Genomic DNA, 13,048 nt, shown 5'->3' with positions numbered 1-13,048 from the left:
GAGGTATACTCTCGAGTGGTCGGTTTTCTCTCGCCGGTATCCCAGTGGAACAAGGGAAAAAAAGAGGAGTTCAAAGACAGAACAACATTTGACAAAGTTCTTCGGCACAACGATAAGAACGTTTAGTTGAAAGCAGGGGAGTTCGCTTCAGCGAGCTCCCCTGCTTTACAGATATCGGTTAGATCAACGATGACTCATCAGAGCCGGTTGCGTAACCTCTCGAATTCGAAGACACCATTTCCAGGTTCTCCACGCCCGAATCAGACTAATCACCGAGTACGACTCATCGAGGGAGCTATTACATGCATCAGCAACCAACGCTCGTGCATAAGCATCCTTGGAAATCTTAAAAACCATCTCCCCGTCGTGAAGCACTGTACGCCCATTCCCCCGACACCTAAAGGCTACAGAGTCTTCAGCACCTTCATAGACAGTCACCACGTAGCTCAACTCGCCTATCTGGGATGCCGGAATATCGAAACGCCGCTTTCTGCTGTAGCCCTCTCCCTTCAGAACGTTGTCCGAATCGTAATGTTCTTTATAATCCATGTCCCGAACATACGGCCAATGACGAACCAGAGAGACCAGCGAGTAGGCCAAACAGGCTGCCTGGGTTTTAGCTTGCCCCTCTAAGTCATCAGCTTTCCGAACGAGACGCCCTTCGGTAACACCTCCCCAAAGGGCGTCGGAAAAATCGATACCGTCCTTGCCCGCCAGAGAAAAACCCAGTATAGAGCCAATTGCAGCCACTTGAAAGGGCATATACCAGCGAACCGGCACCATCGACACGAGTCGTGAGACAATACCAGTACGCCGGATATCCCGAAAATCGCCCCCTTTGGGAAGATCGATATACCGCTCGTTGCCGTTTCTGAGAAAAAGCTCCTGCTCCTCGTCAGAGATCGAAAAACAGGGCAAAAAGGCTCCCATCTCCTTGCCAGCGGAGATGTCGGTAAGCCACAGAGAACGTCGTTTTGTCTCGGGCAACAAGGCAAAATCCTTTTTATTCATGATAACCTTCGGATCGATCGCCAGATCCTGAAGTAAGACCGTGGCCCTAAGACAGAGGGTACGAAACTGCAGCTCACGAGAAAGTTGAGCGACCAGATCCCTAACGGCATCGTCAATGACGTCCATGCGATACTCAGCTGACTGCCCTCGACCATTCTGCATCTTAAGAATTCTGGATGAATCCTCAAGCCAGGAAAAACGGATGGGCTTCAGTTTCTCTTTCGCCTTGTTGAAAATACCAAGACGAGGAGCACCGCTCCCGCGCCAAACCTGAAGAGTCACTAAATCATCCAAATCCTGAGAACAGAGGATCGCCCCACCATCCCGTCTGTTCATTCACCGATACCTCCTTGTTGTCGTTGCTATCATGTCCTAAAAAAAACATCCCTGGACGCAAAGGCCGTTTCCCGACAGACGCCTCCAGAGGGGTGTTACTCATGTATAGCACATATCATTATACATGGAATGTACAAAAAAACGGTCGATCCATGTAAGGCTCGGAGACTAACAACGACAATCAAACATAATAATTCATGAACAGAACACAACAACCTTGACGATATCACCTTTCATGCATAGGTATAGATCATGTTTGAAGCACTCCACAACTATTCATACCCTCACTTCGTAATTTGTATAAATCGAAGAGCTCCTCTCCGAGAATCCGATCTATGCTGTACGAACATGTGCCAAAGGCGAGGAGTTTGCCGTAAACAGCAGTGGGGCATCTTGTCTGCCTTTGACTTTAACTGATTCTTTGGCCCAACAACTTTCTAGGCCCACTATAACGCACTGAATTTTATGGACTCCGATTTCATGTAGGACAGGGAGAGAGATCACTCGAAGAGAGGCCTATTCTCCAGCATCGACGCACTCTGCATACCCCATTAGGGTTCGACCAAAGCCACGGCCCGGACCGGAGCACCATCAGCATCTGCAATTTTGAGGGGAAGGCACCACAGAATCACCGATCTCGGAAGCCTTTCCAGGTTGGTGAGGTTTTCCACGATTACCATTTTGGCGTTCAGGATGGTCTTGTGGTTCGGCAAATCCAGAGACTCCACAGGGTCCACTGAGATAGCATCAAGAGCGACGCCCTTGAGTCCCAGGGACGCTACCCAAACACATGCTTGGGGCGAGAGCACAGGGAAACCTTGGGTGTAGCCCTGTTGTCCCCAAAAAGAAGCCCATCCCGTGTGACACACAAGATACTCGCTTTGGCGCAGCCGCTCCTCATAGGGTTTCAGATCTTTCAGTTCAACTACCGGACCTACTCTCCGAAGATCGACCACCACGGCCGAACCCATAAATTGATCCACTGGCAAGGCATCCAAGGTGGCTCCATCGGGAAGGATATGAGCCGGAGCATCCATATGGGTCCCGGTGTGACTCGTAAAAGCCAACTTTTTCTCCGAGAATCCGTCTCTCTCCAACGTGGCAACATTTCGAAATATGGGAGGCTCGGTTCCGGGATAGACGGGCATTCCCTCCGCCATCTCATGGGTGAGATCGATTATCCTCGTGATATTTCCTCCGTTCTGCGTCTTTTCAATATCCCAACACATACCAACGTTTTAAAAAATTGAAGTCCAAATATAATCTCGAAACAAGGCGATTACAAATGTACGATACCATAAATGACGACGGGGAGACACAAAACAGCTTCCATAAAATCATAAGGATCAAAGAACAGGAGATCCATTCCCATCTGGATTTTAGTTAGTAAAGGAAGCCGTCAAGGAGACACTACACTCCTTTCTGGATTCTGAAACAGACGCAATCTGCTAGACAGGACGTTACCAACGTATTCTTGATCGTATGGACACCTCACATACTGGCTCTTACAACAGGAAGCTTCAGATCAAAGCCAGTAAGGTCTACCTTGAAGATACCCAATCTGCCATTTGATACGACTATCATAGAACGGTATCGCCTCCGTGTAAGTTCGCGGGAAGATTCCCTGTTGGGGAAAGCCTCAGTCCGTAGAGCTGAGGATATCACCAAAGAACTATTGGGAACCTGTATAAGCTCTTTCATCGTAAGCCATCTGAACAGAAAGAAGACTCTGCGCGGTCAACAGCCTCATAATATAAAAACAGAGGAGTCCCCTATCCATAAAGTATCGAGGACTCCCCATAAAAACGACAGATCTAGCCCTATATTCCCTGATGTAACAACCAATACAGCAAATAAACAAAAATCGTAAACAAGCTGACTCTGGGAGCCACCTATATCCCAACAAACATTGCCTACGGCCCCAAGACAGCGAGGGCCCCAACAAAACAAACACCAGAATAGACCAAACGTAGCGCAGGGTACCTTATTCTTCCTTCTCGTATTCCTTTAGCATGGCCGCATACTCGACCTCGCAGCCCTTACGGATGTGGTACACATAATCGTCGTTCGGAAACTTCCCCGACCTCACGTCTTCTGCATACGCCTTGAAGGCGTTTGTGATCACCTCTGCCACATTTGCATACTTCTTTACAAACTTCGGTGTAAATGCCTGGAACTGCCCCAGCATGTCCCCGCAGATGATCAGTTGTCCATCACATGGCCATCCTGCTCCTATCGAGTATACTGGAATTGAAAGCCGATGAGTGATGAATTCAGTTAGTTCTGGAGGGATACCCTCCACTAACAGTGCATACGCACCCGCCCGCTCAACCGCAAGAGCATCCTCAATCACGTAACTGCAGAATCTGGTGTTACGCCCTGTGCCTTAAATCCGCCCATCGGCCCAGAACTCTGCGGCGTCAATCCGATATGTCCGCAAACTAACACACCACTGTCAGCGAGAGCTTTGATTCGACTTTCCACACGCACACCGCCTTCAAGCTTCACCGCGTCTACGTCAGATTCCTTAAAAAAACGTACCGCGTTCTCTACGGCGGCTTCATCCGAGACTTGATAGGAGCCGAACGGCATATCCCCCATCACAAAGGTATTCGGTGCACCCCGACGAACGGCCTTACAGTGACTGATACAGTAGTCGTCCATCGTCACGGGAATCGTGCCTTGATATCCTAGAACAACCATACCTAGTGAGTCACCTACTAAGATCATGTCTAACCCCGCAGCCTCCGCAAACATAGCCGTTGGGAAGTCATATGCGGTGATCCACGTTACCTTCTCCCCTTTCTTCTTCATTTCCAAAAAATCCAGGCGCTCTTTTTTCCTTGGCATTTTCAAATCACATCCTTCACGAATTTTATAAAAAAACTACAAGGGATTTATCATCAAAACTCAGCGACAAAGTTCGGGACAACAATACCTCTATGCACTAAAAGCCTCATCATTCCATAGAACCCAAAAAGGCTACCAATTTATTGATATCCGATTTATTGTTGTAATAATGGACCGCAAGCCTAATACTGGTAGGACTTGCAACATGTGCCCTTATCCCATTTTCTCTCAAAATCCTATCGTCGAGCATCCATTCTTTCGGAAACGTAATATACGTGATACCCGAACGATTTTTTTTAGGGAAGGGACCAACTAAGCTCACATCCCGAAACTCTTCTATTTTTTCATAGAGGTAATCTGTCAATCCCAAAATGTACTCTTCTACATCCTCCTTATTCAGTTCAAGATACAATTTCATAGACTCAAGCAAGCCTTGGAGCCCTATCCAATTTAAGCTCCCCGTTTCAAAACGGTTTGCCCCATCAGCTAGATCTAACTTATATCTACTATGATTATGTCTGTCTTTATTGCCGGTCCAGCCAACAAACTTAGGCCGAACCTGATCAATAATTCTCTTCGATACATACGCAAACGATATACCGAAAGCTCCACTGAGCCACTTGTAGCTGGTTGCAACTAAGAAGTCAACATGAGTCTTCTTGACATCAATTTTCATCGCTCCAACACACTGGGTAATATCAAGAACTAAATATATTCCCCGTGCCTTACAAAACTCTCCTATTTCTTGAATGTCATGATAAAAACCAGAGGTGTTTTCCACCAAGCATAGAGCGATAACAGCTGTTTTTTCATCTACGAGCTCTAGTAATTTTTCGCTAGGCAGTTGTCCATTCTCCGAAATGGCAATCCTCACATTATCTCTTCCTATGCGATTAAACCAATTATACGGTGTAGAGGGGAATGACAAATCCGACGTGACAATATTGGCGCCCTTTTTAAGCTCAATGCCCTGAGAGAACACATTCAACATATCCGACCCAGACCCAGAAAAAAATATTTCGTCACTGTCTGAATTTATAACTTTCGCAGCAATATCCCTGACATTCTCCACGCTCTTCCAATGGTTCAAAAAAGTCTCAATATCCATTCCATCGGAATACCTTTGCTCTATAAAATTGATCATGGCCTTCGTACTTCTTGTTGAAAACATCCCTGTCGTAGCTGTATCCAAATAGGCGCAACTGCTTGTCAATGGGAATTGCTTTCTTCTGACCTCTTCAAATTTTTCAATACTCACTTATATCCCCCCCCTGTCATTTTCCTACACATAACAAGACCTAGTCTCTTTCGCCTAGCTCTTTCCATAAGCCTGGCTCTGTACCCTTTATCCCCAGTGCCTCTGGGTCAAATGTAAATTTGGCGACACCTTCCTCTTTTTGCCTCTCATAATCTTTTAATGTAATCAAAGAATACTTGCCAAGAATTAAAACAACAGGAACATTGATAAATGCCATCAAACCTAAGGACAAATCCCCAATAGCCCAAGCAAAATCAGAGTAACTAAGCCCTCCTACAAAAATCGCAATCACGGATACAACTCTCGCAAATAAAGCTGCTGCATTGGGCTTGCTGCTGAATATTTTAACTATATTAACTTCTCCGTAATAATGCATAGCAACTATTGAGGTGAAACAGAAGAACCACACACAAACCGTCAACAAAAAACCGCCTACGCTGCCGACATTATTTGTAAAAGCAGTTTGCATGTACAATACACCGGATTCAATTTCAGGGATATTCGCCACTACCATATTACCGGCTCCGTCTATTACGTTGAAACTGTTCGTAGCCAAAACCGTGACCGATCCAATAAGACAAATCAACAAAGTATCAAAGTACACTGCTAGAGCTTGAGTGAGGCCTTCTTGAGCAGGATGGGCAACATCAGAAGAACCGGCTGCACAAGTAGCACTCCCGAGCCCAGCTTCGTTTGAGTATAATCCACGTTTTACACCCCAAGTTATTGCACTACCCAACATACCCCCTAAAAATGATTTTGGATTGAGCGCAGAACTCAAGATCAAATTTATCGCCCCTGGGACTTTTGATATATTCATTATTAAAATAATAAAGCATAAAACTATATACAGACCAGCCATAAAGGGGACGGCTTTATCAGAAAAAATACCTATTCTTTTAACACCACCAAAAACTATCAAAGCAAATATAATAGCTGTAAAAACAGTTGGTATAATTGGATTCATTCCAAAAGCCATTTTTGCAGACGATACTATTGATGCCATATTGGGTAGATGGAAACCAAACCCCTGTGCAAAATAAGCAAACACACTAAAAATTATAGCCAACCAAGGAAGCCCAAGCCCCTTATCAATGTAGAACGTTGTGCCACCACGAAACTCGCCATCTCCAAAACGGACCTTGTATATCTGAGCCAACGTACTCTCAATAAAAGAAGTAGCCGCTCCTACAATCGCAGCTAGACACATCCAAAAAACCGCTCCCGGACCACCGAAACAAATCGCACCTGCCACTCCTGCCACATTGCCTGTCCCCACACGTCCAGCGACAGAAATCATAAAAGACTGAATCCCAGGGATACCTTCTCTCGTCTTTGCACTATTACGGAATAAAAGCAGAAACATTTCTTTTATTCTTCTTATTTGCACAAATCTTGTCCGTATAGTGAAATATATAGCTACGGCTACTATTACTGTAGGTGTTAGCGGACTCCACACCAAACCCAACAAAAAATCAACAAGATCCATGACTAATCCTCCAATCTAAAAGATATAAAATTAAAAAATGCCACACTCTCACCCCTGACACTATATTATTTTTTACCAACATAGTCTTTTTAGAGTAAAGCCAGCCAAAGGCTAAAACGTGAGATCACATACTTCGCGAGAATTGAGTATTCCTTTAACAGGATACAGAAAATATGATAACATGTCAATCTGGGCATATGATACCATCTCACTCAGAGTGTGGATTTCTCAAATATTCGTTACATCCTGAGTCCGAGAGAGAAGTAGCCCTTGCTTGAAAACGCCCTTGGAGAAGTCCACTCATATATCAAGGGGGAAAGAAGCGTCCTGTGCCTGTCGGAGGTGAAAAAGGGAAATACACCACACACCTCCTCCAGATCACCACTGGAGGAAAGACTACAACAAAGATCTCAAGCAGGAGTTTGCTGGAAAGAGGATGGGAAATGATCTTTATGGAGGCTTAGCGTAACAAAATAATACAGGATAGGGACGACGGTTTCCCTGTCTCTTGACAGGTTCTAATGATGAGGCCGACGGGGATACCCGTCGGCCTCATCATTAGAATTTAGTCATTATCTCTTCTTCTTTCTCCTTCATGACCGCGTCTACTTTACCGATATGGTCATCAGTGATCTTCTGGATTTTATCCAGAAAGTCGTGGTACTGATCCTCACTTATGTCTCCTGCCCCCTGCTGTTTTTTGTAGAAATCGTTGCAGTCTCGGCGAAGGTTACGGACGGCTACTCGGGCCTCTTCCGAGAGCTTATGGACCATCTTGGAAAGCTCTTTCCGGCGCTCCCCGGTAAGCTCGGGCAGGTTCAAGCGGATTACCTGTCCATCGTTCTGGGGTGTCACTCCCAGGTCTGAGGCCAGGATAGCCTTTTCAACGTCCTTCATAGCCGTCTTGTCAAAGGGCGTCACCACCAAGGTTCGCCCTTCAGGGACGCTGATAGTAGCCATCTGTTTAAGCGGGGTCGACGACCCATAGTAGTCCACCTTGATGTCGCTGATCAGGCCGGGATGGGCCCGCCCGGTTCGTATACCGACGAACTCGCCTTTCAGGTGTTCGACCGCTTTCTCCATCTTTTTCTCAAGATTGAACGTGGTGATATCGCTCATGGGAAAGACCCTCCTTATTCGGTACGTATCTGATATGTCACTCTCCTGAGACAATGGTACCAATCTTCTTCCCCCGAATCAAGAAATCACCCAGTCGCCCCTCCTCTAGGACGTTCATGACGACGATGGGAATTCGATTTTCCATGCACAGGGAGAAGGCCGCAGCGTCCATGACCTCAATCCTCTGTCGCAGGGCCTCCATGTAGGTGAGGGACGAGTAGAGAACGGCGTCGGGATTCTTCATGGGATCCGAGTCGTAGATCCCGTTCACCTTTGTGGCCTTCACCAGGCAGCTGGCCCCGATCTCGGCGGCACGAAGAGCGGCAGCCGTATCGGTGGAAAAGTAGGGCGAACCGGTTCCGGCGGAGAAGATGAGCACTCGCCCTTTGTCCATGTGTCTCAACGCTCGACGACGAATGTAGGGCTCGGCAATCTCCTGCATCTGGATAGCTGTCTGAACCCTGGTAGGGATGCCCTGCTTCTCCAAAACATCCTGAAGAGCTAGAGAGTTGATCACCGTGCCCAACATCCCCATGTAGTCAGCTTGAGAGCGTTCGATCCCTTCGTCGACGGCCTGCTTTCCCCGAAAAAAGTTGCCACCGCCAACGACGAGACCGATCTCGATCCCCGAATGAGAGACCTCGGCTATCTGGACTCCGATGTTCCTTATGGCGTCAAAATCCAGTCCAAAGCCCTCCTGCCCCGCTAAGACCTCTCCGGAAAGTTTCAAAAGAACCCGCTTATACGCCAGTGCCATCCTGTACCTCCTTCTTCAATATCGCCCTTAAATATTGTAAAAAAAAAGAGGCCGGGGGAATCCCCGTGCCTCTCTATATGTGTCGTTATTCCCCGATTGTGAATCGGGCAAAGCGACGGACGACCATGTTTTCGCCAATCTTGGCGATGGTCTCGATAAGCAGATCTTTGATCTTCTTGTCTCCGTCCCGAATCCAGGGCTGTTCCATGAGACACACGGTCTCGTAGAATTTTCGAACCCGCCCCTCGGCGATTTTCTCCAGAATATTCTCTGGTTTACCCTCCTGAAGAGCCTGCTGGCGATAGACCTCTTTCTCCCGATCAAGCTCCTCTACGGGGACATCCTCAGGAAGAAGATACTGAGGAGCAGCGGCAGCGATGTGCATGGCGATCTCGTGCCCCAGACTCTGGAACTCGTCGGTCTTGGCAACGAAGTCGGTCTCGCAGTCGAGCTCAAGCAAAACGCCAATCTTGCCGTTGGTGTGGATGTAGGAGAACACCCGCCCCTCCTTGGCGGCACGGTCGGCCTTCCTGGCAGCCTTGGCCAGGCCCTTTTCACGAAGAAAATCGACAGCCTTCTCCATGTCACCGCCGCATTCCTCCAGTGCCTTTTTACAGTCCAGCATCCCGCAGCTGGTTCGCTCTCTGAGCACCTTCACGTCAGAAGCGCTGATTGCCATGATATATGATCCTCCTTACTCTTGCCCCTCGGCGGTCTCTTCGCCGTAGGCCTCGATCAGTTTTTCCTTGACTTCAATGATATTATGTCCGTCTTCGTTACCATCGTCATCCCCATCGGATTCAGCATCAACTCCCTGACGTCCCTCAATAACCGCGTTGGCCATGAGGCTGGTAATGAGTCTGATGGCTCGAATGGCATCATCGTTGCCGGGGATAGGGAAATCGATCATCTCAGGATCGCAGTTGGTATCCACGATCGATATTACCGGAATACCGATCTTCTTGGCTTCTTTGACAGCGATCTCCTCTCGACGAGGGTCGATGATGAACAAGGCATCGGGCAGAGCCTTCATGTTCTTGATACCCAGAAGGTACTTCTCCAGCTTCGCCTTCTGCTTCTTGAGAAGGACGACCTCCTTCTTGATCAGTTTATCCCATGATCCGTCGGATTCCATCCGTTCCAGTTCCTGCATGCGGAGAACTCTCTTCCTGATCGTCTGGAAGTTGGTGAGCAATCCACCAAGCCACCTCTGGTTGATGTAATGCTGACCGCACCGAATCGCCTCTTCTCTGATGGTATCCTGAGCCTGGTGCTTAGTCCCGACAAAGAGGACACTCCCACCCTCTTTGGAAACCTCTCTCAGAAAGGAATAGGCCTTTTCGAGCCCTTTCACGGTTTTTTGGAGATCAATGATATAGACCCCGTTTCTCTCCGTGAAGATGAAGGGTTTCATCTTGGGGTTCCAGCGACGAGTCTGATGACCAAAATGAACGCCGCACTCCAGAAGCTGTTTCATGCTGACAACGGACATAGAGTTTCCTCCTCAAAATATGTGGTTGTGTCCTCCACCGGGAGATACGACCGGAACCTCCGAAGAGGCACCACCCCGAACGCCAACCCGATGTGTGATCTATGGACCAACGGAGAGTATAACATAGCACCTCTTGACCATCAAGACCGTTCATATTACCATAACTCGAAAGATTTTTTCGTGCTGTGGATATATGATTTTCGTATGTTCCGTCGCACTAGGGGGAAGAGCTATGCCACAACCAAAAATGAAACTGGACCATCTCAGCCCAGAGCGAAAGGCCATGATAAACCGCCTTCGTCGAGTTGAAGGACAGCTGCGGGGCATACAGAGAATGATCGTTGAGGAAAAGGATTGTTGCGACATACTGCTCCAGATGTCCGCTGCCAGAAAAGCCCTTCAGAACACCTGCGTGGAGATCCTCAAAAACGACATATCTACATGCATGAACAGCAGCATTCACCATAACGACAGTGAAGCTCCCGACCTTGTCCACCTGCATAAGCTGATTGAAGCATTGGTCGACATAGCCCCTATGAAATAACGAAGGCCCTTCTTGGGAGGCCCAGGGCTCCGTGGCACCCAAAAGACACCGTTTACCGCTGCTTCCTCTCGGACCTGACGGGGTTCACGGGCTTTCGCCGCACGGGACTGGGCCCCCCAAGAAGGGCCTTCAAACAACGCATATTGTATCAGAGCCACCCCATACACACAACCAAAAGGCTCCCTCTTAGTTCAAGGCAGATTGGATCGAACCAAGCCAACGCACCTCTAACCACAGACACTCCCCTTATGTCAATCGGCGAACGACAATCTGGGCCAGCAACCCCGTACAGGCTCCGGCAAGAATTCCGGAGATGACGAGGACAGGCAGATAGGCCAAGAGGCCTGGGGTTCGGGTGATGATCACGGCAACACCCAGCTGTCCTACATTGTGAGCCACGGCAGACAAGGCACTTGCAATCCAGATCCTATGATTACTCAGAAGGGGTCGAAAACACAGCAGGACTCCCAAGCTCACAAGTCCGCCAGCCATAGAGAAAACCACGGCCATAACCTGTCCCGACAGAAAGCCTCCCAGAAGGACTCGAAGAACGACCACGGCAAACGCATCTCCGAAACCCAGAACAAAGACAGCAAAGACAGTCACCACGTTCGCAAGCCCCAGTTTAACTCCGGGAACCGGCACCACCACAGGAAACTGAAGCTCCACGATAAACAGGAGCAAAGCTAGGACAGTAAGGAGAGAGATCCTGGTCAGACAGTGCCCCTTTCGGAGAGGTTGGACGCTCGCTCGATATTTATTGAGAGACATTATCGACGGACACAGTGGTGGCTCCCTCCACAGAGATCACCAACCTGTGAGGAAGACAGATCAACGGGAGCCCTCCGGGAGAGAGCCATCCTTGGCGGACACAGAGCTTTGTCGGACAATCAGCACTGGATATCCGTATACGACCTGGCTCCACGGAGACGGTATTGCTGCCCTCACCGGATACCGTAAATGAGTATGCTTTCGTAACCTGATCAAGGTTTATAGTCCGAAGACAGCGTCCATCCAGAAATACCGTGGCCACAACTCCAGTTTTTCGAACAGCGAACTGATTCCAAGACACGACCGCGCTTCCTCCCAGGAATAAGGCCACGACGACAATCCAAAAGTTCACTCTTCTCATCGGATCTTATCCACGGATACCCCACCGGCTTCGTCGAGGACGTGATACCGCCTTGCATATGTTCTCGAAGGGGTGAATCTGGAGGCCAGACTGGCTGTGACGTACAGGTTGCCTTCCTGGGTAACGAGTATCACGTCAATCCCACCGTGTTTTCGCCAATAGGTGACCGTCCTATCAAGCCCCATGACAAAAAACGCCGTGGAGAGAGCATCGCAGTGAGCGCCCCCTTTCCCAACGACTGTGACGGAGGTTAAGCCGCTTTCGGCTGGCATTCCCGTGGCGGAATCAAGTATATGCCACCGCCGATGCCCCTGAGAATCAACAAAGTATCTCCTGTACCCCCCAGAGGTTACGACAGCCTCATCCGCCGCCGCCACAACTCCAACGTACCCGTCCCCGAAGGGGTTCTGAACAGCTACCCTCCAAGGGCCACCGTCGGGCTTTCGTCCCAGGCACTGGACATTTCCTCCCAGGTTGAGCAGAGCGGACGTAGCCCCGTTGCTCCTCAGAAGCTGTATCAAAAGATCGCCGGCGTATCCTTTGGCGATTCCACCAAGATCCAAGGCCATGTCCTTGGATAAAAGGACACGTTCCCCGTCACATTGGATGTTTTTGTAAGAGACCTTTTCGAGTGATGAACAAAGAAGCATCTCATCGGGAACCGTTTGATCGTCGGAGGTAAAGCCCCACAACCGAACGACGGGGTATATGGATATATCTAAAGCACCGTCGGTGAGTTCTCCATATTCACATCCCAGACGTATGACTTCAGCCGTATCGCCTGAGACAGCGCCTTTTCCATCTCGGTTCAATGCCGTGATCTCTCCGGCCGGATTCGTGACAGACCACCGCCAATCCAGATCGGTGATGACTTCGACACATCTATTTATCACGGCTTCGGGCACTCCATAGGCCTGTATTGTCATGACGGTATCCATAGCAAAGAACGTGCTCTTTGTTTCGCTTCTCCGAGGAGAGAGAGGACCAAACAAACGAAAAAGCAGCGAGAGCAGAATCAGAACAAAACACCCCAGCAGGAAACGCCGTATGAACCCCACCC

At 48.7% G+C, this 13,048-nt stretch carries 12 protein-coding genes, 1 other RNA gene and 1 pseudogene; 1 reads left to right on the top strand and 13 read right to left on the bottom strand.

Annotated elements, in window-relative coordinates; translation table 11 throughout:
- Positions 1-183: 183 nt before the first annotated feature.
- The 9 genes and pseudogenes from CSA35_09190 to rpsB form a co-directional block, all read right to left on the bottom strand.
- A complete protein-coding gene (locus CSA35_09190) occupies positions 184-1,347 on the bottom strand; it encodes a hypothetical protein (GenBank protein ID PIE53871.1) in 1,164 nt (387 codons plus the stop codon).
- A 551-nt stretch (positions 1,348-1,898) separates the two neighbouring features.
- On the bottom strand, positions 1,899-2,576 hold the full coding sequence (locus CSA35_09185) for a hydrolase (GenBank protein ID PIE53870.1): 678 nt from the start codon (positions 2,574-2,576) through the stop codon (positions 1,899-1,901).
- 755 nt (positions 2,577-3,331) lie between these two features.
- Positions 3,332-4,197, bottom strand: a pseudogene (panB, locus tag CSA35_09180) (3-methyl-2-oxobutanoate hydroxymethyltransferase).
- A 109-nt stretch (positions 4,198-4,306) separates the two neighbouring features.
- The gene (locus CSA35_09175) at positions 4,307-5,455 is read right to left on the bottom strand and encodes a hypothetical protein (GenBank protein PIE53869.1); all 1,149 of its coding nucleotides are present in this window, start codon (positions 5,453-5,455) and stop codon (positions 4,307-4,309) included.
- A 40-nt stretch (positions 5,456-5,495) separates the two neighbouring features.
- The gene (locus CSA35_09170) at positions 5,496-6,944 is read right to left on the bottom strand and encodes a sodium:alanine symporter (protein PIE53868.1); all 1,449 of its coding nucleotides are present in this window, start codon (positions 6,942-6,944) and stop codon (positions 5,496-5,498) included.
- A gap of 558 nt (positions 6,945-7,502) precedes the next feature.
- A complete protein-coding gene (locus CSA35_09165) occupies positions 7,503-8,063 on the bottom strand; it encodes a ribosome recycling factor (GenBank protein ID PIE53867.1) in 561 nt (186 codons plus the stop codon).
- A gap of 37 nt (positions 8,064-8,100) precedes the next feature.
- Positions 8,101-8,820, bottom strand: coding sequence for a UMP kinase (locus CSA35_09160; GenBank protein PIE53866.1), 720 nt, complete (start codon positions 8,818-8,820; stop codon positions 8,101-8,103).
- A gap of 85 nt (positions 8,821-8,905) precedes the next feature.
- A complete protein-coding gene (tsf, locus tag CSA35_09155; GenBank protein PIE53865.1) occupies positions 8,906-9,499 on the bottom strand; it encodes a translation elongation factor Ts in 594 nt (197 codons plus the stop codon).
- Positions 9,500-9,514: 15 nt separating this feature from the next.
- Complete coding sequence (rpsB, locus tag CSA35_09150; protein ID PIE53864.1) at positions 9,515-10,312, bottom strand: 30S ribosomal protein S2; 798 nt, start codon at positions 10,310-10,312, stop codon at positions 9,515-9,517.
- Between the two features lie 193 nt (positions 10,313-10,505).
- Here rpsB and CSA35_09145 point away from each other — a divergent pair, with 193 nt between their 5' ends.
- Entirely contained in the window at positions 10,506-10,856 is a 351-nt protein-coding gene (locus CSA35_09145) for a hypothetical protein (protein ID PIE53887.1), read from the top strand.
- 15 nt (positions 10,857-10,871) lie between these two features.
- On the opposite strand, the gene ffs is transcribed toward CSA35_09145, so the two are convergent.
- From ffs to CSA35_09125, 4 genes are all read right to left on the bottom strand, one after another.
- Positions 10,872-10,970: signal recognition particle sRNA small type (ffs, locus tag CSA35_09140), an RNA gene on the bottom strand.
- A 132-nt stretch (positions 10,971-11,102) separates the two neighbouring features.
- Positions 11,103-11,573, bottom strand: a complete 471-nt coding sequence (locus tag CSA35_09135; GenBank protein PIE53886.1) for a heptaprenyl diphosphate synthase — start codon at positions 11,571-11,573, stop codon at positions 11,103-11,105.
- Between the two features lie 40 nt (positions 11,574-11,613).
- Positions 11,614-11,988, bottom strand: coding sequence for a hypothetical protein (locus CSA35_09130; GenBank protein ID PIE53863.1), 375 nt, complete (start codon positions 11,986-11,988; stop codon positions 11,614-11,616).
- A complete protein-coding gene (locus tag CSA35_09125; protein ID PIE53862.1) occupies positions 11,985-13,046 on the bottom strand; it encodes an ApbE family lipoprotein in 1,062 nt (353 codons plus the stop codon). Before CSA35_09125 ends, CSA35_09130 begins: the two co-directional genes overlap by 4 nt.
- Between the last annotated feature and the right edge of the window lie 2 nt (positions 13,047-13,048).

The organism is Dethiosulfovibrio peptidovorans (assembly GCA_002748665.1).
Lineage (GTDB): Bacteria > Synergistota > Synergistia > Synergistales > Dethiosulfovibrionaceae > Dethiosulfovibrio > Dethiosulfovibrio peptidovorans_A.
This window is presented reverse-complemented; position numbering and strand designations above follow the sequence as displayed.